The following is a 26672-nucleotide window of genomic DNA, read 5'->3' as shown; positions in this document are numbered from 1 at the left end:
ACGTCGCTGCTACCCTCGAACTTTCGGCCGGATAAAGTTGAGTGCATCCGACTAATGCTGTTGCGACCAAGGACTAGAGAACTCAAGTGGCACGGGACTACTACGGACTGCTCGGTGTTGCGAAGAACGCGACCGACCAGGAAATCAAACGCGCCTACCGCAAGCTGGCGCGCGAACTGCATCCCGACGTCAACCCCGACGAGGTAGCGCAGGCCAAGTTCAAGGAAGTGTCCGCGGCCTACGAGGTGCTGTCGGACCCCGAGCGGCGACGCATCGTCGACATGGGCGGTGACCCGCTCGAGTCCGGTGGCGGCGCGGGTTACTCCGGCGCCGGTTTCGGTGGCCTCGGCGACGTGTTCGAGGCGTTCTTCGGTGGAATGAGCGGCACCGGCGCTACCCGCAAGCCGCGCGGCCGCGTGCAGCCCGGCGCCGACTCACTGCTGCGCACCAGGTTGAGCCTGGCCGAATGCGCGGTCGGCGTCACCAAGCACCTGACGGTCGACACCGCCATCCTGTGCGATGTGTGCACTGGTTCGGGCACCAACGGCAATTCCAAGCCGGTGCGCTGCGAAACCTGTGGCGGCGCGGGTGAAGTGCAGTCGGTCCAGCGCTCGTTCCTCGGCCAGGTGCTGACGTCGCGTCCGTGCCCGACCTGTCGCGGTGCGGGCGAGACGATCCCCGACCCGTGCCACAAGTGCGGCGGCGACGGCCGCGTGCGGGCGCGGCGCGAAATCGCCGCGCCGATTCCGGCCGGTGTCGCCAACGGCATGCGGGTGCGGTTGGCCGCGCAGGGTGAGGTCGGCCCCGGCGGTGGGCATGCGGGTGACCTGTATGTGGAGATTGTCGAGCAGCCGCATGATGTCTTCGTTCGCGATGGCGACGACCTGCACTGCACCGTCCGGCTCCCGATGGTCGACGCCGCGCTCGGGACCACCGTGGTCATCGACACCATCCTGGACGGCCCTACCGAGCTCACCATCCCGGCAGGCACTCAGCCGGGCGAGATCTCGGTGCTGCGCGGCCACGGGATGCCCCGCCTTCGTTCCGGTGCGCGCGGCGACCTGCTCGCGCACCTGGACATCGTGGTGCCGACCAAGCTCGACGCCAAGCAGACCGACCTGCTGCGCAAGTACAAGGGCACCCGCGAGCGGGAGCGCGCCGAGGTGATGTCGGCCCAGTCCGAGCACAACAGCGGCCTGTTCGCCCGGTTGCGGGCGTCCTTCAGCGGGCGATAGTCGTTGGCCGCCACGGTCTTCTACCTCGACGACATCCCGGAGCCCGGCTCCATCGCGGTCCTCGACGGCCCGGAGGGAAGGCACGCCGCGACGGTGCGCCGGACCCGGGTCGGCGAGCCCATCACCCTCTCCGATGGTCGCGGCCTGCTCGCCGAATCGGAAGTCGTCGCGGCGCAGAAAGATCGACTCGAGCTGATGGTTCACCACCGTGTGCTCGCCGAGCCGGCGACACCGCGGGTGACCGTCGTGCAGGCGCTGCCGAAGTCGGACCGTTCGGAGCTGGCTGTCGAGCTGATGACCGAGGCAGGCGTCGACGCGATCATCCCGTGGCAGGCATCTCGCTGTATCGCCAACTGGGAAGGCAAGGCGGGTAAGGCTGTCGACAAGTGGCGCGCCGCCGCCCGTGCGGCCGCCCGCCAATCCCGTCGCGCCTACATCCCCGAGGTCGCGAATCTCCATCGCACCCGCGACCTCCTAGAAGCGATCCGCAAGGCCGTGGACTCGGGCGCAATAGTGGTGGCACTGCACGAATCCGGCACGGCCCGCTTCGTCGAGCTGCCCTTCGCCGAGGCCGCCGAGATCATGCTGATCGTCGGTCCCGAAGGCGGCCTCGACGACTCCGAACTCACGGCGTTCGCCGACTCCGGAGCCGCGGTGACCCTGCTCGGCCCCACCATCCTGCGCACTTCGACTGCCGCCGCCGTAGCCCTCGGAGCCTTGGGCGCCCTAACTCCCCGCTGGTAGCCCCGGTGTGGTGTCGAGGTGGCGGTTCGTCCGGTGTGACCGGGTCGCCAAGGTGCACAGCAGGACCGCGGCGATGGTGATGAGGGCGCCGACGCACGCGGCGAGGCCGATCCAACCGGCGTCGGCGTAGGCGATCCCCACCGCGCCGCCGATGATCGCACTGCCCAGGTAGTAGGAGAACAGGTAGAGCGATGACGCCGCACCGCGGTTCCCGGTCGCCATGCTGCCGACCCAGGCGCTCGCCACGGTGTGCGCGCCGAAAAATCCCGCGGTGCAGAGTAATACCCCGACGATGACCGCGGTCAGGTGGTTGGGGACGGTCAGTGCCAGCCCGAGGCCCATGGTGGCCACCGAGGCGGCGAGCACCCGGTGCCTGCCGAGGCGGTCGGCCAATCGTCCAGCGGCCGCGGAGGCTGCGGTACCGGCCAGATACAGCAGGAACACCGATCCCGATACGGTGGCCGGTAATTCGAACGGTGGCTCGGTCAGGCGGTAGCCGAGGAAGTTGTAGACCGAGACGAACGCGCCCATCAGGACGAAGGCGATGCCGAAGAGGGCAAGCAGGCCGGGGTTGCGCAGGGGAGTGCCGAGATCGCTCAGGACGGTGCGGATTCCGGCGGGGCGCGCCTGGAAACCGCGGGATTGCGGCAGGCCGCGCACGAACCAGACGGTGCATGCCGCGGCCGCCACCGAGACGGCGGCTTCGGCCCACCGCCACGACGTCAGGTCGAGGGTGACGGCCGGAATCAGCCGACCCGCCAATCCGCCGATCGAGGTCCCCGCGACATAGATGCCCATGGCGGCGCCGAGCCCCTCGCCGCCGATCTCCTCGGCCAAATAGGCCATCGCGACCGCCGGCACTCCGGCCAGCGCGACACCCTGGAGCGCCCGCCCGGCCAGCAGCACGTCGAGCGACGGACTGAAGGGAAGCAGTAGCCCGATGACGGCCGAGATGACGGCGGAGCCGATCATCACCCTGGTCCTGCCGATCCGGGACGAGAGTGCGCTCACCGGCACGATGGCCAGTGCGAGGAACCCGGTGGTGAGCGACACCGCGAGCGCCGCCCGGGCGGGCGTGGCGCCGAACGCGCTGGACAGGCTCGGCAATAACGCCTGAGCGCTGTACATCGACGCGAAGGTGGTCAGCCCTGCGGCGAAGAGTGCGGTGGTGATCCGGCGCTCGTGCGACGGTGCGACACCGGGGATTGCGGTCGTGGTCATGGCTCCTCCTGGCCTCCAGGATTGCCATCCACCTTTATGAACGGAAATGAATAATAATTGGTCTGATAATGCACTGGGTGCATATAGAGAGGGCGGGCCGTGCTGGGTGACGATCTGGAGTGGTTCACGACACTCGCCGAAATGGAGCGGGTAGGCGCTGCCGCCGAGCGACTGCACATCTCCCAACCCACGCTCTCGCGCATGCTCGGCCGACTCGAACGCAGGCTGGGCGTGGAATTATTCGACCGGAACGGAAAACGCATCGCGCTCAACGATTTCGGTCGGATCTATTACGAGCACGCGCGCCGCGCACGAGCCGAACTCGATGCCGCGGCGCACGCCATCGCCGATCTGGCCAATCCGGCCAAGGGTGTTGTGCGACTTTCTTTTCTACATTCTTTCGGTGGCTGGTTGGTACCGCAGCTCGTCGGTGGCTTCCGCCACGGGTCCGGCCGCGTCACGGTCACCCTGCGCCAGGCGGCCGCCGAAGTGGTGACCGCGCAGGTGCTCGACGGGGACGCCGATCTCGGCATCGTCTCCCCGCGCCCGACGGAGGCGGGCATCGGCTGGCGCAGCCTGCTGCATCAACCGCTCGTACTGGCCGTACCTGCCGACCATCGGTTGGCCGGGCGGCGGCAGATCCGGCTCGCCGACGTCGCCGACGCGGAATTCATCACGATGCATCCCGGCTTCGGTATGCGCCGGATCTTCGACGAAATGTGCGCCGCGGCCGATATCCGTCCCCGCATCGCATTCGAATCGAGCGATCTCGTCACCGTCGCGGGTTTGGTGGCGGCGGGCCTCGGTGTCGCGGTGGTTCCGCTCGAAGATCCAGCTCCGCTGCCAGGGCTGGTCACCCTGCCGCTGGCCGACGCGGGTTCGGCCCGGGATGTCGGGCTGATCTGGTCGGCGGCGGGTCCGTCCTCGGATGCGGTGCGACGGTTCCGTGATTTCGCCGAGGATTGGGCGGAGCGCAGACGGGGAATCCAGTTACCGCGGCGGTAATCGGGTGCCCTGCGGTAGCGACTTATTCACTGTGTGTTGTCAGTGGGGCGCGTTAAACTTTCATCATCAAGGCAGTCGAGACCGGAAAGCAGGCTGTAGCCACTTTTGAGAACACAAGGCGAGATCGGCGACCCATCCACTCCCACGGCAGGCATCGGTGCCGGTGACAACGGTACGGGTCCCGCAGCACGGACCGTGCGTTCCAGCATCGAACTCGCTCCAGAATCCGTGTTCCCGTTCCTTGGTTCGGCTGATCAGAACCTGCGTGAACTCGAGCGGCTGCTGGATGCGGACATCCACGTACGCGGCAACTCCGTGACCCTCACCGGCAAGGCGGCCGATGTCGCGCTCGCCGAACGGGTCATCGAACAGCTCGTCGCGCTGACCGGGCGTAATCGAGTGGTGACACCGGAGGCGGTCCGGCACACCTTCTCGATGCTCACCGAGGGCGCCTCGGAGTCGCCCGCGGAGGTGCTGAGCCTGGACATCCTGTCCCGGCGCGGCAAGACCATTCGGCCCAAGACGCTCAACCAGAAGCGCTATGTCGATGCGATCGACGCCAACACCGTCGTGTTCGGCATCGGTCCCGCGGGCACCGGCAAGACGTATCTGGCGATGGCCAAGGCCGTGCAGGCATTGCAGACCAAGCAGGTCACCCGGATCATCCTGACCCGTCCCGCGGTGGAGGCGGGCGAGCGCCTCGGCTTCCTGCCCGGCACGCTCAACGAGAAGATCGACCCGTACCTGCGCCCGCTCTACGACGCGCTGCACGACATGATGGATCCGGAGGCCATTCCGAAGTTGATGGCGGCCGGTGTCATCGAGGTCGCCCCGCTGGCGTACATGCGCGGTCGTACCCTTAATGACGCGTTCATCATTCTGGACGAGGCGCAGAACACCACGGCCGAGCAGATGAAGATGTTCCTCACCCGTCTCGGCTTCGGCTCGAAGATCGTGGTGACCGGTGACGTCACCCAGGTCGACCTGCCGGGCGGCGCGCGGTCCGGCCTGCGGATGGCCAGCGAAATCCTCACCGAGATCGACGACATCCACTTCTCCACGCTCACCAGCAGCGACGTGGTGCGACACCGGTTGGTCGCGGACATCGTGGACGCCTACGGCCGGTTCGAGGAAGAGAACAGGCCACAGGTCGCTCCGCACTATGCGGGCAACCGGGCGCAGCGCCGCGCCGCGGGCCGCAACGATCGGCGATAGTCAGCGCCAAGGCCGACGCCACCTCGACGAGGCGGCGTCGGCCTTGGTGTCCGGGTGATTTCGAAGCGCCACGTAGCCTCCGGTCCGACGGCATAACCGCCGGGCCGTAGTCTTATCGGGTGAGTATCGAGATCGCCAACGAATCGGGTATGGATGTGCCCGAAGAAGACCTCGTCAGTGTCGCGCGCTTTGCCATCGCCCAAATGGACGTGCATCCGGCGGCCGAGCTGTCGATGGTGCTCGTCGATCTCGACACCATGGCGGACCTGCACATGCGCTGGATGGATCTACCCGGCCCGACCGACGTGATGTCGTTCCCGATGGACGAGTTGGAGCCGGGCGGGCGGCCCGACAGCCCCGAACCCGGCCCCTCGATGCTCGGCGACATCGTGTTGTGCCCCGAGTTCGCGGCGGGCCAGGCCCGCAAGGCAGGCCATTCGCTCGACCACGAACTAGCGCTGCTCACGGTGCACGGCGTGCTCCACCTCCTCGGCTACGACCATGCCGAGCCGGAGGAGGAGAAAGAGATGTTCGCGCTGCAGGCGCGGCTGCTCGAAGAGTGGTACGAGAGCTTGCGCGAGGAGCAGCGCCGCGCCGAACTCGCCGCCCGCGACGCCAGGTTGCTGGGGAAGGCGGGTTTCACTACACCGGGTGACGCGCTGGGCCCCGCGTGAATTCGCTGACCCTCATCTTGCTGGCAGTCCTGCTGGTCCCGGTGGGCGGCGTGTTCGCCGCCGTGGATGCGGCATTGAATACCGTCTCACTCGCTCGCCTCGGCGACATGGTCCGTATCGAACGGGCCGGCGCCGTCCGGCTGAGCCGGATCGTGTCCGACCGGCCTCGGTACGTGAATCTCCTTGTGCTGCTGCGCATCCTGTGCGAGATCAGTGCGACGGTGCTGCTCGCGGCTGCGCTGATCCCGCTCTGGGACGACGATTGGGCGCTGCTGTTCACCGCCGCGGTGATGGTGCTCGTCGACTATGTCGTGATCGGGGTCGGCCCGCGCACCCTCGGCCGCCAGCACGCCTACTCCATCGCCTTGGCGGCCGCGGTGCCCTTGCAGTTCATCGGCGCGCTGCTCGGCCCGGTGAGCAGGCTGCTGATTCTGATCGGTAATGCGATTACGCCGGGTAAGGGATTTCGCAACGGGCCCTTCGCCTCCGAGATCGAACTGCGTGAGGTGGTCGAGATGGCCTCCGAGCGCGGCGTGGTGGCCGACGACGAGCGCCGGATGATCCAGTCGGTCTTCGAACTCGGCGACACCCCGGCTCGCGCGGTCATGGTGCCGCGCACCGAGATGGTCTGGATCGAGGCCGATAAGACCGCGGCCCAAGCGATGTCGCTCGCGGTGCGCAGTGGGCACTCCCGTATTCCGGTGGTCGGCGAGAATGTCGACGATATTCTGGGCGTCGTCTATCTGAAAGACCTTGTGCCGTACGCGGATCGGAGCAAGAAGGTGCACGTGCGCGAGGTGATGCGCACGGCGGTCTTCATGCCCGACTCCAAGCCGCTCGACAGCCTGCTGGACGAGATGCAGCGCAGGCGCAACCATATGGCGCTCCTGGTCGACGAATACGGCGGCATCGCCGGTTTGGTCACCATCGAGGACGTGCTGGAGGAGATCGTCGGTGAGATCGCCGACGAATACGACACCGACGAGACTCCGCCCATCGAAGATCTCGGCGACGGCCGGTACCGGGTGTCGGCCCGGCTGTCGGTGGACGACCTCGCCGAGATCTACGGCATGGAGATCGAGGAGGAGGACGTCGACACCGTCGGCGGCCTGCTCGCGCACGCGCTCGGCAGGGTGCCGCTGCCCGGTTCGAAGGTCGTGGTGCACGGCCTGATGCTGCGCGGTGAAGGTGGCCCGGATGCCCGCGGCCGGGTGCGGGTGAACACCGTCGTGGTGCGCAGGGCACTCGAGAGATCACGCAGCGACAAAGCCGAGTCCGAGAAATCGAACGGCAAACGCAGAGCCAATGGATCGGAGCGGGAGACCGTGCCCGATCGGGACCAGGATGGAGACAGCGATGACTGAATTGGATGCCGAGGACACCAAACTCGTGGTTCTTGCGCGAGGCGCGCTGGGCCGCACCGGCGGTGGTGCGGGTGCGGCGATCCGCGACACCGACGGCCGGACTTACGCGGCGGGTGAGGTCGCACTGCAGTCGCTGCGCCTGACCGCGCTGCAGGCCGCGGTGGCCGCCGCGATCTCCAGCGGCGCGCAGGGATTCGAGGCGGCGGTGGTTGTCGGCGGCCGGTTCTCCGACGCCGGAGTCTCGGCGGTTCGGGAAGTATCGGCCGAGGCGCGGATCGTCTTCACCGATCGTGACGGCGCTGTCTTCGACATCGTCGACGACGCCGCGGTCACCGAGGTGCACGGTGGCTGAATTCCGTTCCGGTTTCGTCTGTTTCGTCGGTCGACCGAATACCGGCAAGTCGACGCTGACCAATGCGCTGGTCGGTTCGAAGATCGCGATCACTTCCTCGCGTCCGCAGACCACCAGGCACACCATTCGCGGCATCGTGCATCGCGAGCACGCCCAGTTGATCCTGGTCGACACCCCCGGACTGCACCGTCCGCGCACGCTGCTCGGCCAGCGACTGAACGACTTGGTGCGCGACACCTATTCCGAGGTCGATGTCATCGCTCTGTGCATCCCGGCGGATGAGAAGATCGGCCCCGGCGACAAGTGGATCGTCGCGCAGATCAAGCAGATGGCGCCGAAAACCACCGTCCTCGGCGTGGTCACCAAGATCGACAAAGTGAGCCGCGACCAGGTCGCCGAGCAGCTGATGGCGCTCTCGCAACTACTCGGCCCGGACGCCGACGTGGTGCCGGTCTCGGCTGTCAAGGGTGAGCAGGTCGAAGTCCTTGTCGACGTCATCGCCTCGAAAATGCCCGAGGGCCCGGCCTTCTACCCCGACGGTGAGCTCACCGACGAGCCGGAAGAAACCCTGATGGCCGAGCTCATCCGTGAGGCGGCGCTCGAGGGTGTCCGCGATGAACTGCCGCACTCGCTTGCCGTCGTCATCGAAGAAGTTCTCCCGCGCGAAGAGAACGAGGACATGCTCGACGTCCACGCGTTGCTGTACGTCGAACGCCCCAGCCAGAAGGCCATCGTCATCGGCAAGGGCGGCGCGCGCCTGAAGGAGGTGGGCACCAATGCCCGCCACCAGATCGAACACATCCTCGGCGTCCGCATCTACCTGCACCTGCACGTGAAGGTGGCCAAGGACTGGCAGCGCGATCCGAAGCAGCTCGGCAAGCTCGGCTTCTGACGGTGTGCGCCCACACCCGGCGGGCGGGGGCGCACGGCGGGGTCACTACCGGTCGTGGCGCAGGACCCCGGCGGTAAACCCCTTCGCGCGTTGGTTCACCACCAGGGGTCGGGCCGGTGCCGGTCCCAGCGGAGTTCCGATTCCAGTTGGGCGGCAATGGAAACGAGCAATGGCTCCGAGTTCGCGGTGCCCATCAGCTGGGCGCCGACGGGCAAGCCGGTGTCGGTGAAGCCTGCCGGGACGTTCACGCTCGGCCAACCGAGGACGTTCCAGGGCCAGGTGTAGGGGCAGGCCGCGGTGATGAGGTTGTTGGTGGCGTTGACGCCGATGCCGTCGATGTCTTCGGCGCGGGGTGGCGGGGTGGCGGTGGTCGGGGACAGGACGACGTCGAAGTCACGGAAGAAGCTGCCGATTTGTTTGTGCAGCAATGGTTCTGCCTGGCGGGCCGCGAACAGGGCCGGGCCGCTGAGCAATTGACCGACGCGGACGTTGGCGCTGGTGCGCGGGTCGACGACGGCGCCGGGCATCTGCTCGTGCCTCGCCTTGATACCCGCCATCGACCGTGGCAGGAACGACGCGCCGATCATGACGCCGTAGTTCAGGTCGGCGACGGTGACGGTATGGCCGAGCCTGCGGAGCGCGGTGGCGATGCCCTGTACGGCGGCCTCGACCTCGGGGTGCAGCGCAGTCCTGGTGGCGGTGAAGGGAATTCGCAGTGACAGCGCGATCCGCAGCCGCCCGGGATCACGGCCGACCGCGTCCGAGACCCGCAATGGCGCGGGGGTGTGCTTGTCGCCGGAATGCGGGCCCGCGGCGAGGTCGAGCAGCAGTGCGGCATCGCCGACGGTCCGGGCCAGCGGGCCGTTCACGGTGAGGCCGTGGAACGCCTCGGCCTCCGGCCAGGTGGAGATTCGGCCGCGCTGTGGCTTGATGCCGACGAGATTCGTCCATGAGGCGGGGATTCGAATCGAGCCCGCGCCGTCGGAACCCAGTGCGGCGGGCACCAATCCGGCGGCGACCGCGGCCGACGAACCACCGGAGGAGCCGCCTGGCGTGTGTGCGGCATGCCACGGATTGCGGGTGTGGCCGAAGGCCGCGCCGCTGGTGAAAGGCAACTGTCCGAGTTCGCAGGTGTTGGTCTTCCCGACGATCACCGCACCGGCCGCGCGCAGTCGCCGAACCGATTCGGCGTCTTCGGTTTTCGGCGCGAAGTCGCCACCGCAGCCGAATGCTGTCGGCATACCGGCGATATCGGTGTCGTCCTTCACCGCGATCGGCACACCGAGCAGCGGCAGGCGCTCGCCCGCGGCCAGTCGCCGATCCGCTTCGGCTGCTTCGGCGAGTGCCTCCGCACGGCGCACGTGACGAAAGGCGTTGAGCGTCGTCTGGCTTGCTTCGATGCGTTCGAGGACCGAACCAACTGCCGCGACGGAGCTGACGACGCCCTTGGCGATCGCGGCCGCGAGGTCGGCAAGTCCGAGGTCGTCGGTCGGCAATTGGGTGGGGTCTGCTACGAACATGTGAGCTCCGTCTCCTCATTCTCTGCCTATGCACGGTAGCGCGCATCTGGTCAACCGTCCATATCGGTGCGATCTGTCGGGTCTACGTGCGCGCGGGACCAGGGGTTCGTCGCGAATCTATAGACATACATACGGTATGTATGTAACAGTGAATCGGTACCGCGAGCACCTTGGAGGAACCATGGGAACCAGTACGTCACTCGGCCGCACGCATGAGGTGGATCTGCCGGGCGGCCGCATTCGATATCACGACACCGGGGAGGGGCCGCCCGTCGTGTTCGTGCACGGGCTCCTGGTCAATGCCGATCTCTGGCGAGAGGTCGTCCCGGCCGTCGCCGCGGCGGGCTATCGCTGCCTGAGCCCGGATCTGCCGCTCGGCGCGCATTCGATCCCGGTCCCCGACGCGGACCTCACCCCGACCGGCATCGCCGATCTCATCGCCGCCTTTCTGGAACAGCTCGACCTCACCGATGTCACCATCGTCGCCAACGACACCGGCGGCGCGATCACCCAGATACTGCTGACCCGTAAACCGGACCGCATCGGCCGCGTGGTGCTGGCCTCTGTCGACTCCTACGAGAGCTTCTTCCCGCAGCCGTTCAGCTCACTGGCGCTGATCGCGCGCATTCCCGGCTCACTGCGGCCGTTGACCGAGCTGATGCGCATCCGCGCACTGCACCGCCTGCCGATCGCCTTCGGGTGGGCGGCCAAGTACCCGGTGGCACCCGAGATCGTCGATTCCTATCTGCTGCCGAGCCGCAATTCCGCCGCTATCCGCGAGGATCTGCGGCGTTTCATCACATCGGTGCACCGCCGCTACACACTGGAGGCCGCCACCCATTTCGCCTCGGTCCGGATTCCGGTTCTGGTCGCCTGGGCCCGCGAGGATAAATTCTTCCCGGTCTCCTTCGCCGAACGCCTGGCTCATGACCTACCGAACGCCACCATGACACTCATCGACGACTCCTACACCTTCCTGCCGGAAGATCAGCCCGAGTTGCTCGCCGAAACGATCCTGGAGTTCACTCGGCTGCATGCCACGCCGTAGCCAGGAGGATCGCTCCCGCACCACGAGAGCCGCGCTCGAGCAGGCAGGCCGCCGCCTGTTCACCGAGCGCGGCTTCGCTGCTACCTCGGCGGAGGAACTGGTCACCGAAGCAGGCGTCACCCGCGGCGCGCTTCACCATCACTACGGCGACAAACGCGGTCTGTTCCTCGCGGTGCTGGAGCAACTGGAGATCGAGAGCACCGCGGAGATCGAAAACGCCATCGGCGCGGTAGGCCCCGACGACATCATGACCTCGATGGCCATCGGCCTCGGCGTCTTCCTGGAAATCTGCCAGCGCCCCGAGATGATCCGGATCGCGTTGTTCGATGCCCCCGCCGTGCTCGGCTGGCAGGCCTGGCGCGAATTCGAGGCTCGCCATGGACTCGGACTGATCATCTCCGAACTGGAACGCGCCCGCGCCGAAGGGCTGATCCCCGACGTCTCGATCCCCGTGCTCGCCCAACTGATCCTCAGCGCCGTCAGCGAGGCCGGACTGATCGTCGCCCACGCCGACGACAAAGCCGCCGCCCGCTCCCAGGCCCAGCAATCCCTGATGCTGCTTGTCGCCGGCCTCATCCAGAACGGATAGCGCCGAGCGGGACGTGGCCGCGCATTCGTCGCGAGGCCGTGCCGCCGTCGCGACGCCGTGGCCACCATGTCCCGCTCGGCGGGCGTGCAGCGGTGGGGTGCGTCGGAGGGTGGGTGTCGGGTGGGCGTGGGAGGATGGCCGGGTGCGGTTGTATCGGGATGAGGCGGTGGTGGTTCGCCAGCACAAGCTGGGCGAGGCGGATCGCATTGTCACGTTGCTGACGCGCCAGCACGGGTTGGTGCGCGCGGTGGCCAAGGGCGTGCGGCGGACCAAGTCGCGGTTCGGTGCTCGGCTGGAGCCCTTCGCCTACGTGGACGTGCAGCTGCATCCGGGACGCAATCTCGACACCGTCACCCAGGTGCACACAATGGAGGCCTTCGCCTCCGACATCGTCGACGACTACGGGCGCTACACCACGGCGTGCGCGGTGCTGGAGACCGCCGAGCGACTGGCCGGTGAGGAGCGCGCACCCGCGCCGCGGTTGCATGCGCTGACCGCGGCCGCCTTGCGGGCGATCGCGGCCAAACAGCGGCCGCATGAATTGATTCTGGACGCATTTCTGTTGCGCGCCATGGGTTTCGCGGGTTGGGCGCCCGCGCTGGACGAGTGCGCCCGGTGCGCGACCCCGGGCCCGCATCGAGCGTTCCATGTCGCCGCCGGTGGTGCGGTGTGCGTGCACTGCCGCCCGCCCGGTGCGGCCACCCCCGCGCCGGGAGTGCTCGATCTGCTGATCGCACTGCGCCGCGGCGAGTGGGACTACATCGAGACCACCTCCGACGGAGTTCGCAGACAAGCCAGCGGTCTTGTCGCGGCCCACCTGCAGTGGCACCTCGAGCGTCAACTGCGCACCTTGCCCCTCATCGAGCGCTCGCAGACCCAGCAGGCGCTCGGCGGGCCTGTCCCGCAACCCGCGGCCGCAGGCCACACCGGCTGATCGACCGCCCCGGCCCCTCCGGATCCCCCGTCTGAGCGGCACCGCATGGCGTGCGCCACGCCACTGTCGGCACAGCCGTATGCCTCTCGGCCTGCGATGGTGGAGGGCGTTCCGGAGCGCGGGCGGCATCAGGCAGGATGGAGGCCGTGATCCTCCGTCGAGACTCTTCCGGGACCAGGTCGAACAGCGCTCGGCCGGATGCCGGGCGCACCGTCCGTCCACCGTCGCAGCACCCCTCGGGAGCGCGGCCGCCGGAGCTGCCGCCGGAGTTGGTGCCCACCCACGTCGCACTGGTGATGGACGGCAACGGGCGGTGGGCGCAGGAGCGCGGGCTGCCGCGCACCGCCGGGCACGAGCGCGGCGAGGCGGTGCTGATGGACACTGTCGAGGGCTGCATCGAGATCGGGGTGAAGTGGCTGTCGGCCTACGCCTTCTCCACCGAGAACTGGCGACGCAGCCCGGACGAAGTGCGCTTCCTCATGGGCTTCAATCGCGACGTCATCCGCCGCAGGCGCGACGAGATGAACGAGATGGGCGTCCGCGTTCGGTGGGCCGGTCGGCGGCCGCGGTTGTGGCGCAGTGTGATCAACGAGCTGGAGACCGCGCAGGAACTCACCAAGGACAACACGGTGATGACCCTCACCATGTGTGTCAACTACGGTGGGCGCGCCGAAATCGCCGATGCGGCAAGGGAAATCGCGCGTCGAGTCGCGGCGGGCGAGATCGACCCCGAGCGGGTCACCGAGGCGACGATCGCCAAGTATCTCGACGAGCCGGATATGCCGGACGTCGACCTTTTCCTGCGGCCGTCGGGGGAGTTCCGCAGCTCGAACTTCCTCATCTGGCAGTCGGCGTACGCCGAATTCGTCTATCAGGACACCCTGTTTCCCGATTTCGACCGGCGCAACCTGTGGGAGGCCTGCCTCCAGTACGCTTCGCGTGACCGCCGCTTCGGTGGGACCAAATGAACGGCGGCACCAACTGAACGGCGGCACGGATATGGACGCAGCGGTCACCCCGGAGCGGGAGCTACAGGCGCGGGCCGGCGCCTGTATGTCGCTCTACGACGTCGACGTACGCGTCGACCCGGAGGGTTCGCTCGGTTTCGAGTACGAAGGCGCGCTGTGCTCGTTGCGCGCGGTCAACTTGGCGCCGGGACTGGACGTGCTGACGCTGACCTGCGTGCTGGCCTGGGATCGCCCGCTGAAAACGCAGCTGCACAAGCGCGTCGCCGAACGCAACAGCGCGCTGCAGTTCGGCTCGATCACTCTGATCGCACACGGGCAGCTCGCCGATGTGATTCTGCGGTACACCTTCCCGGCCGCGGGCCTGGACGATCAGGCTTTGGCGACCATGCTGCTGCTGGTGCTGTCGGGGGCGGGCCGGGCCAGGCAGGGCCTGCTGCCCTGATCGGCCTGCTGCCCGATCTCACTGTCGCCGAAAGCGTGCGACTGATCGACACCTGGCATGGCGACCGCGTCCGGTCGAGCAGATGCTCGCCAGGGCGGGTATCGCCGAGGCAGGCGTCCGCATGGTCGGCACATGGTCGGGCGGTCGGACGTAGCGGCTGTGCTTCGCGCTCGGAACGAGCACCCGCACGGCAGCGGTCCGCGCTGCTGAACGCCTCGGCAGGCGCTGAGCCGGAAACCGATGCCCGCGGAGGCGTCGAAGCGGTGGAGGTCGGTCAGGTCGTGGCAGGCTGTGCGACAGGTTCGCCGTAGGGGAGCATCGTCTGGACGCCGCGGGCCAGCGTTGCGGGGTCCGGATCGCCGATGATCAAGTGCTGCAACATGAATCCGGGCACGAAGCAGATCATCGCGGTCGCTACCGCGTGGGTGTCGGCGTCCGCGGGTAGCCAGCCCGCGTCGCGCATCAGCTCGGCGTATTCGTACCACAGCCCGCGCATCGCGAGGATGGCGTCCTTGACGTACTCGGACGCCTCGGGGTGCACCAGCGCCAGCGCCCAGACCTGCGGAGCAAGTCGGATCGGGCCCTCCGGTCCGCTCTGCGCGACGATCAGCTCGGCGATGGTGGCGATCAACTCGGCCGGGGTGGGCAGCGGGTCGCCGTGGATCAGTTCCGACATGGTCGCGCGCAGGACGACCATGGTCTGCGTGGCGAGCGCCGAGATCAGCTCGTTCTTGCTTTTGAAATAGCGGTAGACCGCCCCGGCGGACAGCCCGGATTCGGCGAAGACGTCCTGCATGGATGTCTCATGGAAGCCCTTTCGGGCAAAGCACAGTTGCGCGGCGTCGAGGATCTGCTGCCGACGGCGTTCCAGGTGTTCTTCGCTGACTCTGGGCATGTCACTAAAGTAAAACGAATGTCCGTTCTTGACAACTTTCGTACTCCGTGCGACGGTGTTCTCATCGAAAGAGAACGAGCATTCGATTTTCGGGAGATTGACATGAACACCACCCAGCGGGCGCTCGCTGTCGGCCTCGGCGCCGCCCTGCTCCAAGCTCTGATGCTGATCGCATTCGCTTGGCCCGCCGCCAATATCGCGCCGCGCGACGTGCCGCTCGCCGTCACCGGACCGCAGGCCGCCATGGTCGCCGACAAGCTCGGCCAGCACAGCCCCGATGCCTTCGACATCTCGAACCCGGCCGACGAGGCCCTCGCGCGCGCCGCCATCGAAGATCGTGAGGTCTACGGCGCGATCATCACCGGCGGCGGCGCGCCGCGGGTGCTCATCGCCTCCGGCGCGAGCCCCGCCGTCGCCCAGCAGCTCACCGCCATCGCGCAGCAGCTCTCCGGCGCACCGGCCACGCAGGTCGAGGACGTGGTCGCGGCCGACTCCGACGACCCGCGCGGCGCCGCTTTCGGGGCCATGGTGTTGCCGCTGGTCATGTCGGCTATCGCGGCGGGTGTGCTGCTCAGCCTGCTGATTCCGGCGGTCGGCGGCCGATTGGCGGGTCTGGTGACCTTCGGTGTCGCCGGTGGCCTGCTCAGCATGGCGATCATCCAGGGGTGGATGTCGGTGGTGCCGGGTCCCTATCTCGGGCTGGCCGCGGTCGCGGGGCTGGTGTCCTTCGCCGTCTCGGGTACGGTCGTCGGCCTCGCCACCGCCATCGGCCGACCGGGCATCGGCCTCGCCGCGCTGACCATGCTGCTTATCGGCAACCCGTTCTCCGCCGCCACCTCGGCCCCGGAGCTGCTGCCGCAGCCGTGGGGCGCCGTCGGGCAGCTGCTGCCGCCGGGCGCTGCCGCGTCGCTACTGCGCTCGGTCGCCTATTTCGACGGTGCCGGTGCCGCGAAACCCCTTGTGGTCCTGCTGATCTGGGCTGCTGTGGCGCTGGTTCTGCTCGGTGTCGGCGCACTGCGCGGCACCCGCGAGGACACCCCGCAGGCCGTCGCACCCGAGCCGGTCGCGGCCGTCTGACTCGCTCGGCACAGCCCGAAGGTCACCACCGCTCGGTCCACCGAGTGCTGGTGGCCTTCAACCAGAGATGTACCGAAGTCCGGGCACGAGTTCGATATCGGTGGGCACCGTTGTATTCTCGCCGGCCCCCGCGGTGTGGGAACAAGGCGAAGGCCGCCCGGGGACCACGAACGACACGTGGTCCTGATCCTTATCAGACGGTGCGACCCGCTGACGCGCAGGACTTGCAGGTGCCGAAGACCTCCATGGTGTGGCTGACCTCGGTGAAACCATGTTCGCCCGCAATGGATTCGGCCCATGCCTCCACCGTGGGACCTTCCACCTCGACGGTGCGCCCGCAATGGCGGCAGACCAGATGGTGATGGTGTCCGGTGGAGCACTGTCGGTAGACCGACTCCCCGGTGTCGGTGCGCAACACATCGACGAGGCCGGCGTCCGCCAGCGACTGCAGGGTGCGGTAGACCGTGGTCAGCCCGATGCCCTCGCCGCGGCGGCGCAGCTCGTCGTGCAGCTCCTGCGCGGAGCGGAACTCTTCGATGTCACTGAGCAGCGCGGCGATCGCACTGCGCTGGCGGGTACTGCGGATGCCCACCGGCTTCTGTGAGAAGACCGTCTTGTCCGTCACGAGTTACCCTTCCTCGGCATGCGCCACGGCGTCGACGACGATGTGTGCAAGGTGGTCGTCGACGAGTTCGTACAGCACCTCGCGACCCGACCGCTCCCCGTGCACGACGCCGGCGGACTTGAGAATGCGCAGATGCTGGCTGACCAGCGGTTGGGTGACACCGAGCGCGTCGACGAGCTCGTGCACACAGCGCGGCGACTCGCGTAGTTGGAGCACGATCGCGATGCGGACCGGGGCCGCGAGGGCGCGTAGCAGTTCGCCCGCGTCCTCCAGAATGGTTCGCGCGGGCACCGCGGCGGGTGCGGGTGATCGATACGGGTTGTGGGGATGAGCGGTGGCGGTCTCGGCGGTCATCGAACCAACTCCTTATTGGAAAGCGATTCCATTTTGATATGCACAGTTGCGCATGTCAAACGGGCTCGCCGCTCAGTGTCGCCTGTGCGGTGGAAATCCCATTGGCCGATGCCGATAGTCTGGTGACACTTGCAGCGTAGTGACTACGCGATCGCGCCGTCACTACCAATCCGACTCGCAGTGGATGGAGAATTCTCGCGTGGCACCCAAGTCGAAGGTGGACACCGTTGCCAACCTCGCCAAGCGCCGGGGTCTGGTGTACCCGTGCGGTGAGATCTACGGAGGCACCAAATCGGCGTGGGATTACGGTCCGCTCGGCGTCGAGCTCAAGGAGAACATCAAGCGGCAGTGGTGGCGCTCGATGGTCACCAGCCGCGAGGACGTCGTCGGCCTCGACTCCTCGGTGATCCTGCCGCGCCAGGTCTGGGTGGCCTCCGGCCACGTCGGCGTGTTCAACGATCCGCTCGTCGAATGCCTCAACTGCCATCACCGGCACCGGCAGGACCACCTGCAGGAGGCCTACGCCGAGAAGAACAACTTCGACGACCCGGACAGCGTCTCGATGGACGTCATCGCGTGCCCCCATTGCGGCACCGTCGGCAAGTGGACCGAGCCACGCGACTTCAACATGATGCTGAAGACCTATCTCGGCCCGATCGAGTCCGAAGAGGGCCTGCACTACCTCCGCCCGGAGACCGCGCAGGGCATCTTCGTCAACTACAAGAACGTGGAGACCACCGCGCGCAAGAAGCCGCCGTTCGGCATCGCGCAGATCGGCAAGAGCTTCCGCAACGAGATCACACCGGGCAACTTCATCTTCCGCACCCGTGAGTTCGAGCAGATGGAGATGGAATTCTTCGTCAAGCCCGGTGACGACGAGCAGTGGCACCAGTACTGGATCGACACCCGGCTGGCTTGGTACACCGACCTCGGCATCGACCCGGAGAACCTGCGGCTCTACGAGCACCCCAAGGACAAGCTCTCGCACTACTCGACGCGCACGGTCGACATCGAGTACCGCTTCCGCTTCCAGGGCAGCGAGTGGGGCGAGCTGGAGGGCGTCGCCAACCGCACCGACTTCGACCTGAAGACGCATTCGGAGCACTCCGGCACCGACCTGAGCTTCTTCGATCAGAACACCAACGAGCGCTACACCCCTTACGTCATCGAACCGGCGGCCGGTCTGACCCGTTCGCTGATGGCGTTCCTCGTGGATGCCTATGCCGAGGACGAGGCGCCGAATGCCAAGGGCGGCGTGGATATTCGCACGGTGCTGCGGCTGGACCGCAGGCTCGCACCGGTGAAGGCGGCCGTGCTGCCGTTGTCGCGCAACGCCGATCTGACACCGAAGGCGAAAGACCTGGCCGCACAGCTGCGTAAGAACTGGAATGTCGAGTTCGACGATGCGGGCGCGATCGGCCGTCGCTACCGTCGCCAGGACGAGATCGGCACTCCGTTCTGCATCACCGTCGACTTCGACACGCTCGACGACCAGGCCGTCACCATCCGCGAGCGCGACTCGATGGCGCAGGAGCGGATCGCGCTGGACAAGGTCGAGGGCTACCTCGCTCAGCACCTGATCGGTTCCTGAGACCAGCAGCACCGTCGAGGCCGTCAGCACGGGTGCTGGCGGCCTCGCTGTTTCAGCACCTTCTCGACGCCGACTGCGATCCGACGGTCAGCCCGATGGCGGTCGGGATCAGCAGCGCGAAACCCCACGGCGCCGCGACCCAGAACGGCCAGAAGTACCCGGCGCCGGTCGCCACCCAGATCGTCAGGCACAGCGCGTTGACCGCGACCCACGGAATCCACATGATGACGACCCACGGCGGTACGCGCTGCGCCGCCTTCGGCGGATTCTGGCGAACAGGTAAGTCCGACAGGAGCGGAGTCAGTTCGCCGTAGGTCTTGGCCGCATAGGCCTGCTGGATTCGGTCGTCGTATTCGTGCAGGGACAACCGCCCGTCATCCATCGCTTGCCGCAGTTGCTCGACGATTTTTTCGCGGTCTGCGTCCGATGCGCGCAGCCTGTCCTCACCCACGAGGGCCAGCTTAGATGCTGACGCGTTCGGCGGCAGCGTGATTCGACAGGCGGCACATCGGCACGACGGGCTCGTGCGCCCGGTGATCGGCGGGTTTCACCGCGGGCCGGAGTCACCGAATCGACCGAGCCGTTTAGATGTCGGCTGGCGGCCCGGCGATGGATTCGGTTGTGCTCCAAGCGATGACGACCCAGGTGGGTGCGTGGTCAGTGGCAGTGGGTCGCGGTGCTGCCGTAGCTGTCGTGGTGGGGGAATTCCGCGACGTGCTTCTGCCTGCCGAGCGGGGTCAGGTCCAGGTAGTTGTTCGTGCCGATGAGAATGTCGCCGCCGCGGGCATAGGACGAATAGGTGTGAAAGACCGCGTCGTCGTCCTCACGCCAGAAGATGCTGGTGCCGGGCTGTTCGCCCTCGGTCTGCCAGGTGAGGCCCTTGGCCTGCATTTCCGCCTTGTCCGCGTAGTTGTATTCGACGGGTGCGATGCACTCGTCCTGTGTCACGTGGAAGTCGTAGTTGAAGTCGCTGTCGAAGGACGAGTACATCGGGAAGGTCCAGCCCATCCGATCCCGGTAGCGGTTCAGCGTGTCCCACGGCCCGCGTGAAACGGCGACGAACCTGGTGTCGTTGTATTCGAGATGCTCGGTGTGCCCGACGTTGTCGAGCAGCAGCGCGCAGCTGGGGCAACCCGCGTCCAAGTCCCAGCGCCACATCATGTGATAGACGATCAGCTGCCGTTGCCCCTCGAAAAGCTCGGCAAGGCCGACCTTCCCCTTCGGCCCCTCGAATTCGTATCTCTTGTCGATGGCGACCATCGGCAGTTCACGACGCCGGGCGGCCAGCGCATCCTGGCGGTGGGTCTGTTCCCGTTCTTCGGCGAGCAGCCGCATGCGCGCGGTCAGCCATTCGTCGCGGGAAACCACGGTCGGACGATTCATGACAATTCTCCTCGGGCTCGGATGAACACACGTCTGCGTATGTAGACCGGGCGGCCGAGCAGAAGTCATCGCATCGGCGATCAGATCGCCGACGTCGAGGGCGCTGGCCGATACTCGGGCAGCGCGGCGGTCGTCGACGGCGCCATGATGCGCTCCAGGCCGGCAAGGGACTCCAGCAGCGGCGATCGCGCGATGGTGTTGCGTACCGCCATGCCGATCCGCGTCTTGGGCGCCATGAGGCGCAGGTTCGGGCCGATCTTCTGCTTGCGGTCCACCGACTCGCGGTGGGTTTCCTCATAGCGACGGAAGGCGGTTCGATGATCGCCACCCGCGGCCGCCAACTCGCCCGCCAGCCGGTAGGCGCCGATCAGCGACAGCTCGGCACCTGCGCCCGAGGCGGGCGATGCGCAGTATGCGGCGTCGCCGACCAGCGCGATGCGACCGGTCGTCCAGGAATCCATGCGCACCTGGCTGAGGGCATCGACGTAGAGGTCGGGGTCCGCGAGCGCGCCTGCGAGGAGCTCCGGTATCCGCCACTCGGTTCGGTCCGCGAACGCGTCGGTGAGCAGGTGGCGCTCGGCAGCGGGATCGCGATGGTCGTAGTCGCGTTGTGGGCTGCGGAACATGAAGTACGCCTTGGCCTGGGCGTGGTTGCCCGAGCGGTAGACGCCCGCCATCGTTCCCGGCGTGTTGAACACCGTCATCGTCCGGTCCTGGCCATGTGCCGAATCGGCGTTGCCGAAAGCGAAGTAGTGGTCCATATGGTGCACGAACCGCGATTCCGGACCGAAGACGAGACCGCGCACGTTGGAATGCATGCCGTCCGCGCCGATGACCAGGTCGAAGCGCCGGGGCCGGCCGTTTTCGAAGGCGACCGCGACACCGTCGTCGTCCTGCTCGAGGGATCGGATCGAATCGCCGAAGAGGTACTCGACGGGATCGGCGTTGGCGTTGTGCAGAATCCCGACCAGGTCGCCGCGCATGATCTCCACCTCGCCGCTGCCGTACTTGTCCTGGATACCGGACATATCGATGCGGGCCAGACCGCGATCCCGCGCGTCGACGAACCGCATACCGGCGACATCGGCGGCCGCCGCCCGGATCTGTGGCATGACGCCCATCCGTTCGGCGACCTGGATGGCCTGATCGCGAACGTCGACGCCCTGTCCGCCGGAACGCGGATGCGGCGCTCGCTCGACCATGGTGGGCCGGAACCCGTGTCGCGCAAGCCAGTACGCCAGTGTCTGCCCGGCGATGCTGGCGCCCGAGATGAGAATCCGCTCGTTCTTCATGTCCGCTCCTGCGTCTCATAAATACTGACCTATGGTCAGTCGTGACCATAGGCTCCTGACCGCAGGTCAGTCAAGGGCTATAATTTCACGGATGACCGATGACACTCGCGCCCGCATCCTGCGGGCAGCGCTGGACATGTTCGCCGCACGCGGCTATCACGCCGTCACCGTGCGGGAGATCGCCGAACATCTCGGTTTGACGAAAACAGCTGTGCTCTACCACTTTCCGAGCAAGAGCGACATCATTCCCGCGCTGGCGGAGCCGCTGCTCACCGGGATGGACGCCGTGCTCGCGGCGGCAGGCGGGCGGCCCGATCTCGAGGGTGCGCGGCGGGCGGTCGTGGTCGGACTGCTGGATCTGTGGCTGTCGCATGGCCTGCTGCTCCAGATGCATATGCGAGACCAGGCGCTCTCGGCGCACGTCGCGACCTTCGGCAGGCTGCGTGATGCGGCCCTGCGCGCGCAAGAGCTGATCGCGGGCGCGGACGCCGACTTGGCCGCGCGGGTGAACGCCGCGCAGGTCTATGCCGCCCTCAGTGACCCGGTGGTCATTTTCGCCGATCAGCCGGTCGCCGAGTTGCGCGCCGCGATCCTGGACGGGGCACGCCTTCTCCTCGGTATGTCTGTGCCACAAGGAATCTCGACCGGCGCACCGGTCGTCGCGGCGACACCGCAGTCGAGTTCGGATCGGCGCAATCTCCGAGGCAGGCCGGGCATGATGAGCGAAGCGATGGTCGAATCCGCACGGAAGATGCGCGCGTCCGGTGCGTATACCGTCGATGACATCGCCGCTGAGCTGGGCGTCTCGCGTGCGACCCTCTATCGGCACCTGTCGGTGCGCGGGGAGTCGCACGCGGCGGGGGACTAATTATGAGACGGTTTGTGAGACGTGAGATTCACCAAGGACGCGAAATTCGGTAGCGACCGTCATCGGATCGAGTCGGTTGTCAGCACTTCACGCAGGCTGGTGAGTTCTCCGTCGGTCAGGCCATGCGTGCGCAGATATCCGGCTCCGCCGCCCACCCCTTCGAGGGTGTCGAGGAATTGCTTCATGGCCTGCGGCACCGCGGCGCGCGGTGGTCTGATGCCTTCGATCGCCCGGATTTGTTCGAGGCGTAGATTCGTGAGCTCGAAGTCGCGCTGGATCGCCTTGCGTGGGACGCCCACGGCGTGCTGTAGCACGGCGATCAGCATGCCGGTGCGATCCTTTCCATGGGCGCAGTGGACGAGGGCGGCGCCGTCGGCGTTGATGATGTGGCGCGCGGCCGCTACGAACGCCTGCGGACTGAATTCCAGACACTCCTGGTAGAGCTTGACGAATTCTGCCTGGCCGCGGACCGGCCGAACGGGGGAGCTGATCGGATAATTGACGATGTCGATATCGGCGCGATTGTCCAACAGCCCATGGCCGTGTTGTGCGAATTCATCAGCTGTGCGTAGGTCGATCACCGATCGGACTCCGAGGGTGTCGACCAATCTGTCGACGTCGTCCGCGTCGGCGCATTCCGGAGTGCTTGACCGGTAGAGGACACCGGATCGGGTTCTCCTGCCATCGGTCGTCTCGAGCCCGCCGAAGTCGCGCACGTTGGCGACCTTGCCGAAATTATCGATCCATCGCGGGTCGGTCTCATCCGCCAACCGCATTCTGCGTATCTCGGCCAGCGCCTCCCAGTTGCGGTGTTCGCACTCGGTCACCGCCCCGATCACGTTCTCGATTCTCGAGCCGACTCGCGACTGGTGGGCGAGCGCGTCGGCTGCTTGCCACACGTCGTGCTCGAGCCGCTGGGCAGACTTCTTGATTGTCGCCGCTACCGGACTATGCATCGGCGCACCTGGGTGGTATGACCGGACAGGCGAAGCCGCCTGTGGTCATGCCGATACCGACGCGCATCGCACCGCTACCCGGCCCGCGGGTGGTTGGCACGGGATCGGGCTGATCGACGGATTCGGTCGGGCGAGTGCCCGGCTCCGGGATGTCATCCGTGGCCGTCATGGTCCTGCTCTCCCTCCTCTGCCTAGTTGCTGTCACAGTAAAAATCATGTGACTGTACGTCAAGTGCTACCGTGAGCTGGTGACCGAACTCGGATTGCGGGCGCGCAAGAAACTCCAGACCAGGCAGCAGATCGTCGACACGGCTGCCGCGCTGTTCGCCGAACGCGGCTTCGACAGCGTCACGGTAGCCGAAATCGCCTGCGCTGCAAATGTTTCTGAGAAGACTGTGTTCAACTACTTCGGCACCAAGGAAGACCTGATCTTCAGTGGCATGGATGATTTCAGCGCTACCCTCCTGCGGGCGATCCGGGAACGCCCACACGGTATGTCGCCATTCGCCGCATTCGCCGAATTCGTGGTTCAGCCTCGTGGCCTGCTGGCCGATGAAGACCCCGACGCCATCGAACGCTTGTCCGCGGTGGCCCGAATGATCGACGCCAGCACCACCCTGCAAACCCGCCAACGACAACTCTTCGACGCCAGTGCCGACAGCCTCGCCACCCTGCTGGCCGAAGAGGCCGGCGCCACCGACGCCGATGTCAGCGCATGGGTAGTGGCCGATGCCCTGATCGGTGTCCTACGCGCCATGCAGAAATACATCCACCGAGAGGTGCTCGCCGGTCGCCGCGGCCCCGACCTGATCGGTGACGTACTCGCTCAGGGCAGGCGCGCGGTCGAAGTGCTGGAACATGGACTGGCCGACTACGCAGTGGGTCACCAGGTGGTGTCTCCCGATCATTCGAGCCGTTCGAAATCTGACCGGCCCATGGGGTAGGGCCGAACGGCCGGTTCAACCGATGAGTGAAGCCGCGCACAAAGCCCGGCTCGTCGATACGGACGACTTCGGACGTCGGCGACGAAGTCGGCCACCGCGCGAGTCGGCCATCACGATGCGCGACTTCGGAACTGGGCGTTGTGCAGATCAGCGCGGCACGTCCCAGAAGGCGAGCTCGTGGTTCATGCCTGCCAGGAAGAGCTCTTCGGCGCGGTCCTGCTCGATGTCGGCCTCGTCGAGCATCTGGGCGCAGCGGCGGGTCAGCGCGCCGAATCCGGGGTCGGCGTAGGTGTCGACCCAGCGGCGATAGCGAGGTTCGGCCGGTGGGTTGCGGGCGAGGATGCCGCCCAGTGTCGAGTAGCCCCACATGCACGGGTACAGCGCGGCAAGTCCCTCGCCATAATCGGCGGCCGACTCCAGTAGGAAGGCCGTATAGGCAACGCACGCAGCGCCTTTCGTCGCGCCGTCGAGGTCGGCGCCGAACTCGGCGGCCAGCGAACGGTGCAGCGACAGCTCCTCGTGGTAGGTGGCGTGGGCCAGATCCACCAGGTCGCCGAGATGCGCCGCGGGCGCCTGCCAGGCCAGCCGGGAGAACACCCGGACATAGTCGAGCAGGAACAAATAGTCCTGCTCGAGCCAGGATCGGAAGATCGGTTCGGCCAGGTCGCCGGTGGCGATGCCGGCGACCGTGGGGTGCGTGAGTTGTTTCTCGACCAGCGGACGGCCGAGTTCCTCCAGATGTGCCGCGAGACTCATATATGCAGTCTCTCGCAGTCTGCGCGGATTCCGGTTTGCGCCCTGCTCGCAGTTGCCGCACGCTTGCGGTGTGTTGCGGGATGAGGACGATGTGGTGCGGTTGCTGGCACCTTCGGAGGAGCGATTCGTACGCCACGGGACCTACACCGGTCGCTCCGTGTCGGTGGTCGGCGATCTGGATATCAACGCACTGAGAGCCGCGTTCGCCGCGTTGCAGCAGGCTTATCCGGTGGCGATCTGCCGCATCGTGGAGGATGCGGCAGGCAAGGGCTATCTGCTGCGTCCCGGGGCGCGGACACCGGTAGGCGTCTGGGCGAACCTCGGTGATCCCGATACCGTGCGGTTGCCCGCCGAGCCGATCGATCCGGCGGTCCAGCTCGTCTACGTGGACGTCGTGCTGACGGACGCGGCGCGGTCGCGCATCACGTTGTTCGCCCATCACAGCATCGCGGACGCGGGCCACTGCGTCGAGCTGCTGGCGCGGCTATGGGACCACTACACCGATTACGTCGAGTCCGGAACGACAACCGTTGCGCCGCACGAGTATCCGCAACCGCTGGAATGGTGGGCGGCGGCGCGAGGAATCACCCGGCGCACGCCCTCCGGGTTCGAAGACGTCGCGCGGCCGCTCACGCCGCAGGAGCGGTCGGTTCCCGCCGACCCCGCCACCCCGGCGCCGAGCGTGCTCGTCCGACCCCGGCGGGCCGTGCTGGACCGCGCGGCCACCACGCGCATCGTCGGACTCGGCCGGCACCAGGGCGTCACGGTCAACGGGCTGGTCACTGCCGCACTGCTGCGTGCCTACGCGTCCGAAAAGGACGGAGCCGCAGGCGATCCGGTCCCGGTCGGTTGTCTGTACCCCGTGGACATGCGCTCGCGCCTGACCCCGCCCGTCCCCGCCGCCGCGGGCACCAACATGGCGGGCCTGGCCTCCTTCGCCGCCGACATCGACGTCTCGGCGGGAATCATCGAACTCGCCCAACGGATTTCGTCCCGACTGCACCACGACCTGGCCGCGGGCGTCACCCAGCAGTCGGTCCTCCATTTCCCGGACTTCTTCGGCCCCGCCAGAGTCCACTCCCTGGCCGGCCACATCGCCGTGACCAACACCGGCGTCGTCCCCGCCTTCCGGGTCCCCGCGAACCTCGAACTCTCCGACTACGAAATCGTCTACCTCTCGGCCCACCCGCGCTCCTCGGCAGGCGCCTCCGCCGCCGTCACCTTCCTCGTCTACACCTTCGCCGGTCGCCTCACCGTCGGTCTACTCGGCGGCGGCTCCACCGCCGACTGCCTCCTCACCGCCGTCCGCAAAGAACTGACAGCCTTGTCGGAGGAAGCGCTCGACGTATGAGCTCTAGGCCGGCGCTATACCTTGACGATCCTGATTCTGTTGCCGCACAACAGAGTCAGGTCGTCCGGATCGGACGTCAGTACGGTGACCGGTGGTCTGGATGCGCGGGCAATTGCCGCGAGTGCGGAATCAATCGCGTATTTGTGACCATGCAGATCATGGGCGCGCAGCAAATCGGCGGCGCTACCAGGCATGCCCCCGATGCTACCGCTAGTAGCAATTGTGCATCAGTGCAGAGCCGAGGCGCTCGGCAGGCCGCTAGTGAGGGTGCGGATCGGCTCCTCGTCCAAATCCCCAGGCAACTCGGCCGATGGTGCTCGGTGCCGGAAGCGGCTCGGGCGCGCGATCTGATCGTGCGGCTCATACCGGCGTCGCGT

Annotated in this window: 29 protein-coding genes; 18 read left to right on the top strand and 11 right to left on the bottom strand. The window is 67.0% G+C overall.

Features of this window, described 5'->3' with window-relative positions:
• Positions 1–86: 86 nt before the first annotated feature.
• Complete coding sequence (dnaJ, locus tag ACFU4Z_RS14370) at positions 87–1235, top strand: molecular chaperone DnaJ (protein ID WP_379062847.1); 1149 nt, start codon at positions 87–89, stop codon at positions 1233–1235.
• Between the two features lie 3 nt (positions 1236–1238).
• Positions 1239–1979, top strand: coding sequence for a 16S rRNA (uracil(1498)-N(3))-methyltransferase (locus ACFU4Z_RS14365; protein WP_379062845.1), 741 nt, complete (start codon positions 1239–1241; stop codon positions 1977–1979).
• Here the strand turns inward: ACFU4Z_RS14365 and ACFU4Z_RS14360 are convergent.
• Positions 1962–3200 (bottom strand): MFS transporter, encoded by a 1239-nt coding sequence (locus tag ACFU4Z_RS14360; protein WP_379062843.1) that lies wholly within the window; start codon positions 3198–3200, stop codon positions 1962–1964. The genes ACFU4Z_RS14365 and ACFU4Z_RS14360 overlap by 18 nt on opposite strands.
• Before the next feature lie 99 nt (positions 3201–3299).
• Here ACFU4Z_RS14360 and ACFU4Z_RS14355 point away from each other — a divergent pair, with 99 nt between their 5' ends.
• The 6 genes from ACFU4Z_RS14355 to era all read left to right on the top strand — a co-directional run bounded on the left by ACFU4Z_RS14355 (position 3300) and on the right by era (position 8702).
• On the top strand, positions 3300–4205 hold the full coding sequence (locus ACFU4Z_RS14355; protein WP_379062841.1) for a LysR family transcriptional regulator: 906 nt from the start codon (positions 3300–3302) through the stop codon (positions 4203–4205).
• 153 nt (positions 4206–4358) lie between these two features.
• Positions 4359–5420, top strand: a complete 1062-nt coding sequence (locus ACFU4Z_RS14350; RefSeq protein WP_379063458.1) for a PhoH family protein — start codon at positions 4359–4361, stop codon at positions 5418–5420.
• A 119-nt stretch (positions 5421–5539) separates the two neighbouring features.
• Positions 5540–6094, top strand: coding sequence for an rRNA maturation RNase YbeY (ybeY, locus tag ACFU4Z_RS14345; RefSeq protein ID WP_366528234.1), 555 nt, complete (start codon positions 5540–5542; stop codon positions 6092–6094).
• Positions 6091–7458, top strand: coding sequence for a hemolysin family protein (locus ACFU4Z_RS14340; RefSeq protein ID WP_379062839.1), 1368 nt, complete (start codon positions 6091–6093; stop codon positions 7456–7458). The genes ybeY and ACFU4Z_RS14340 overlap by 4 nt, the downstream gene beginning before the upstream one ends.
• Positions 7451–7810: a cytidine deaminase gene (locus tag ACFU4Z_RS14335; protein ID WP_379062837.1), complete on the top strand. Its 360-nt coding sequence runs from the start codon at positions 7451–7453 to the stop codon at positions 7808–7810. Before ACFU4Z_RS14340 ends, ACFU4Z_RS14335 begins: the two co-directional genes overlap by 8 nt.
• On the top strand, positions 7803–8702 hold the full coding sequence (era, locus tag ACFU4Z_RS14330; RefSeq protein ID WP_328410667.1) for a GTPase Era: 900 nt from the start codon (positions 7803–7805) through the stop codon (positions 8700–8702). The genes ACFU4Z_RS14335 and era overlap by 8 nt, the downstream gene beginning before the upstream one ends.
• A 95-nt stretch (positions 8703–8797) precedes the next feature.
• Here era and ACFU4Z_RS14325 read toward each other — a convergent pair whose 3' ends face one another.
• The gene (locus ACFU4Z_RS14325) at positions 8798–10222 is read right to left on the bottom strand and encodes an amidase (protein ID WP_379062834.1); all 1425 of its coding nucleotides are present in this window, start codon (positions 10220–10222) and stop codon (positions 8798–8800) included.
• 181 nt (positions 10223–10403) lie between these two features.
• On the opposite strand from ACFU4Z_RS14325, the gene ACFU4Z_RS14320 reads away from it, so the two are divergent.
• From ACFU4Z_RS14320 to ACFU4Z_RS14300, 5 genes are all read left to right on the top strand, one after another.
• Positions 10404–11270 carry an alpha/beta fold hydrolase gene (locus tag ACFU4Z_RS14320; protein WP_379062832.1) on the top strand — a complete coding sequence of 289 codons (867 nt, stop codon included), beginning with the start codon at positions 10404–10406 and terminating at the stop codon, positions 11268–11270.
• The gene (locus tag ACFU4Z_RS14315; protein WP_379062830.1) at positions 11257–11859 is read left to right on the top strand and encodes a TetR/AcrR family transcriptional regulator; all 603 of its coding nucleotides are present in this window, start codon (positions 11257–11259) and stop codon (positions 11857–11859) included. The genes ACFU4Z_RS14320 and ACFU4Z_RS14315 overlap by 14 nt, the downstream gene beginning before the upstream one ends.
• A gap of 142 nt (positions 11860–12001) precedes the next feature.
• Positions 12002–12793, top strand: a complete 792-nt coding sequence (gene recO, locus ACFU4Z_RS14310; RefSeq protein ID WP_379062828.1) for a DNA repair protein RecO — start codon at positions 12002–12004, stop codon at positions 12791–12793.
• A gap of 137 nt (positions 12794–12930) precedes the next feature.
• Positions 12931–13761: an isoprenyl transferase gene (locus ACFU4Z_RS14305; protein ID WP_379062826.1), complete on the top strand. Its 831-nt coding sequence runs from the start codon at positions 12931–12933 to the stop codon at positions 13759–13761.
• Positions 13762–13846: 85 nt separating this feature from the next.
• Positions 13847–14203 (top strand): YbjN domain-containing protein, encoded by a 357-nt coding sequence (locus ACFU4Z_RS14300; RefSeq protein WP_328412832.1) that lies wholly within the window; start codon positions 13847–13849, stop codon positions 14201–14203.
• A 274-nt stretch (positions 14204–14477) separates the two neighbouring features.
• Here ACFU4Z_RS14300 and ACFU4Z_RS14295 read toward each other — a convergent pair whose 3' ends face one another.
• Entirely contained in the window at positions 14478–15098 is a 621-nt protein-coding gene (locus tag ACFU4Z_RS14295) for a TetR/AcrR family transcriptional regulator (protein WP_379062824.1), read from the bottom strand.
• Between the two features lie 102 nt (positions 15099–15200).
• On the opposite strand from ACFU4Z_RS14295, the gene ACFU4Z_RS14290 reads away from it, so the two are divergent.
• The gene (locus ACFU4Z_RS14290; protein WP_379062822.1) at positions 15201–16175 is read left to right on the top strand and encodes a hypothetical protein; all 975 of its coding nucleotides are present in this window, start codon (positions 15201–15203) and stop codon (positions 16173–16175) included.
• Between the two features lie 193 nt (positions 16176–16368).
• Here the strand turns inward: ACFU4Z_RS14290 and ACFU4Z_RS14285 are convergent, their stop codons facing one another.
• Together ACFU4Z_RS14285 and ACFU4Z_RS14280 are read right to left on the bottom strand one after the other, a co-directional pair.
• Entirely contained in the window at positions 16369–16800 is a 432-nt protein-coding gene (locus ACFU4Z_RS14285) for a Fur family transcriptional regulator (protein ID WP_379062820.1), read from the bottom strand.
• A gap of 3 nt (positions 16801–16803) precedes the next feature.
• Positions 16804–17154: an ArsR/SmtB family transcription factor gene (locus ACFU4Z_RS14280; protein ID WP_379062817.1), complete on the bottom strand. Its 351-nt coding sequence runs from the start codon at positions 17152–17154 to the stop codon at positions 16804–16806.
• Between the two features lie 199 nt (positions 17155–17353).
• Between ACFU4Z_RS14280 and ACFU4Z_RS14275 the strand changes: the two genes are divergently transcribed.
• Complete coding sequence (locus ACFU4Z_RS14275) at positions 17354–18745, top strand: glycine--tRNA ligase (protein WP_379062815.1); 1392 nt, start codon at positions 17354–17356, stop codon at positions 18743–18745.
• A gap of 52 nt (positions 18746–18797) precedes the next feature.
• On the opposite strand, the gene ACFU4Z_RS14270 is transcribed toward ACFU4Z_RS14275, so the two are convergent.
• From ACFU4Z_RS14270 to ACFU4Z_RS14260, 3 genes are all read right to left on the bottom strand, one after another.
• On the bottom strand, positions 18798–19196 hold the full coding sequence (locus ACFU4Z_RS14270; RefSeq protein ID WP_379062813.1) for a DUF1707 domain-containing protein: 399 nt from the start codon (positions 19194–19196) through the stop codon (positions 18798–18800).
• A gap of 206 nt (positions 19197–19402) precedes the next feature.
• Positions 19403–20128, bottom strand: coding sequence for a DUF899 domain-containing protein (locus tag ACFU4Z_RS14265; protein ID WP_379062811.1), 726 nt, complete (start codon positions 20126–20128; stop codon positions 19403–19405).
• Positions 20129–20208: 80 nt separating this feature from the next.
• Positions 20209–21420: an FAD-dependent monooxygenase gene (locus ACFU4Z_RS14260; protein WP_379062809.1), complete on the bottom strand. Its 1212-nt coding sequence runs from the start codon at positions 21418–21420 to the stop codon at positions 20209–20211.
• Between the two features lie 91 nt (positions 21421–21511).
• Between ACFU4Z_RS14260 and ACFU4Z_RS14255 the strand changes: the two genes are divergently transcribed.
• On the top strand, positions 21512–22288 hold the full coding sequence (locus ACFU4Z_RS14255) for a TetR family transcriptional regulator (RefSeq protein WP_379062807.1): 777 nt from the start codon (positions 21512–21514) through the stop codon (positions 22286–22288).
• A 59-nt stretch (positions 22289–22347) separates the two neighbouring features.
• Here the strand turns inward: ACFU4Z_RS14255 and ACFU4Z_RS14250 are convergent, their stop codons facing one another.
• The gene (locus ACFU4Z_RS14250) at positions 22348–23244 is read right to left on the bottom strand and encodes a tyrosine-protein phosphatase (RefSeq protein WP_379062805.1); all 897 of its coding nucleotides are present in this window, start codon (positions 23242–23244) and stop codon (positions 22348–22350) included.
• Positions 23245–23492: 248 nt separating this feature from the next.
• On the opposite strand from ACFU4Z_RS14250, the gene ACFU4Z_RS14245 reads away from it, so the two are divergent.
• Positions 23493–24188, top strand: a complete 696-nt coding sequence (locus ACFU4Z_RS14245; protein ID WP_379062803.1) for a TetR/AcrR family transcriptional regulator — start codon at positions 23493–23495, stop codon at positions 24186–24188.
• 147 nt (positions 24189–24335) lie between these two features.
• On the opposite strand, the gene ACFU4Z_RS14240 is transcribed toward ACFU4Z_RS14245, so the two are convergent.
• Positions 24336–24944 carry a TenA family protein gene (locus ACFU4Z_RS14240; protein ID WP_379062801.1) on the bottom strand — a complete coding sequence of 203 codons (609 nt, stop codon included), beginning with the start codon at positions 24942–24944 and terminating at the stop codon, positions 24336–24338.
• A 70-nt stretch (positions 24945–25014) separates the two neighbouring features.
• Between ACFU4Z_RS14240 and ACFU4Z_RS14235 the strand changes: the two genes are divergently transcribed.
• The gene (locus tag ACFU4Z_RS14235; protein ID WP_379062799.1) at positions 25015–26295 is read left to right on the top strand and encodes an acyltransferase; all 1281 of its coding nucleotides are present in this window, start codon (positions 25015–25017) and stop codon (positions 26293–26295) included.
• Positions 26296–26309: 14 nt separating this feature from the next.
• On the opposite strand, the gene ACFU4Z_RS14230 is transcribed toward ACFU4Z_RS14235, so the two are convergent.
• A complete protein-coding gene (locus tag ACFU4Z_RS14230) occupies positions 26310–26489 on the bottom strand; it encodes a hypothetical protein (RefSeq protein WP_379062797.1) in 180 nt (59 codons plus the stop codon).
• Positions 26490–26672 lie beyond the last annotated feature (183 nt).

It is taken from the genome of Nocardia sp. NPDC057440 (assembly GCF_042802915.1).
In the GTDB taxonomy this organism is placed as follows: Bacteria; Actinomycetota; Actinomycetes; order Mycobacteriales; family Mycobacteriaceae; genus Nocardia.
This window is presented reverse-complemented; position numbering and strand designations above follow the sequence as displayed.

What these genes read in the sequence shown, in the direction of transcription:
- ACFU4Z_RS14335 (WP_379062837.1), top strand. Translation starts at nt 7,451, where the DNA reads ATGACTGAATTGGATGCCGAGGACACCAAACTCGTGGTTCTTGCGCGA.
- ACFU4Z_RS14230 (WP_379062797.1), bottom strand. Translation starts at nt 26,489, where the DNA reads ATGCCTGGTAGCGCCGCCGATTTGCTGCGCGCCCATGATCTGCATGGT.
- ACFU4Z_RS14295 (WP_379062824.1), bottom strand. Translation starts at nt 15,098, where the DNA reads ATGCCCAGAGTCAGCGAAGAACACCTGGAACGCCGTCGGCAGCAGATC.
- ACFU4Z_RS14360 (WP_379062843.1), bottom strand. Translation starts at nt 3,200, where the DNA reads ATGACCACGACCGCAATCCCCGGTGTCGCACCGTCGCACGAGCGCCGG.
- ACFU4Z_RS14290 (WP_379062822.1), top strand. Translation starts at nt 15,201, where the DNA reads ATGAACACCACCCAGCGGGCGCTCGCTGTCGGCCTCGGCGCCGCCCTG.
- ACFU4Z_RS14265 (WP_379062811.1), bottom strand. Translation starts at nt 20,128, where the DNA reads ATGAATCGTCCGACCGTGGTTTCCCGCGACGAATGGCTGACCGCGCGC.
- ACFU4Z_RS14305 (WP_379062826.1), top strand. Translation starts at nt 12,931, where the DNA reads ATGGAGGCCGTGATCCTCCGTCGAGACTCTTCCGGGACCAGGTCGAAC.
- ACFU4Z_RS14325 (WP_379062834.1), bottom strand. Translation starts at nt 10,222, where the DNA reads ATGTTCGTAGCAGACCCCACCCAATTGCCGACCGACGACCTCGGACTT.
- ACFU4Z_RS14280 (WP_379062817.1), bottom strand. Translation starts at nt 17,154, where the DNA reads ATGACCGCCGAGACCGCCACCGCTCATCCCCACAACCCGTATCGATCA.
- ACFU4Z_RS14315 (WP_379062830.1), top strand. Translation starts at nt 11,257, where the DNA reads ATGCCACGCCGTAGCCAGGAGGATCGCTCCCGCACCACGAGAGCCGCG.
- ACFU4Z_RS14240 (WP_379062801.1), bottom strand. Translation starts at nt 24,944, where the DNA reads ATGAGTCTCGCGGCACATCTGGAGGAACTCGGCCGTCCGCTGGTCGAG.
- ACFU4Z_RS14300 (WP_328412832.1), top strand. Translation starts at nt 13,847, where the DNA reads ATGTCGCTCTACGACGTCGACGTACGCGTCGACCCGGAGGGTTCGCTC.
- ACFU4Z_RS14260 (WP_379062809.1), bottom strand. Translation starts at nt 21,420, where the DNA reads ATGAAGAACGAGCGGATTCTCATCTCGGGCGCCAGCATCGCCGGGCAG.
- ACFU4Z_RS14250 (WP_379062805.1), bottom strand. Translation starts at nt 23,244, where the DNA reads ATGCATAGTCCGGTAGCGGCGACAATCAAGAAGTCTGCCCAGCGGCTC.
- ACFU4Z_RS14255 (WP_379062807.1), top strand. Translation starts at nt 21,512, where the DNA reads ATGACCGATGACACTCGCGCCCGCATCCTGCGGGCAGCGCTGGACATG.
- ACFU4Z_RS14320 (WP_379062832.1), top strand. Translation starts at nt 10,404, where the DNA reads ATGGGAACCAGTACGTCACTCGGCCGCACGCATGAGGTGGATCTGCCG.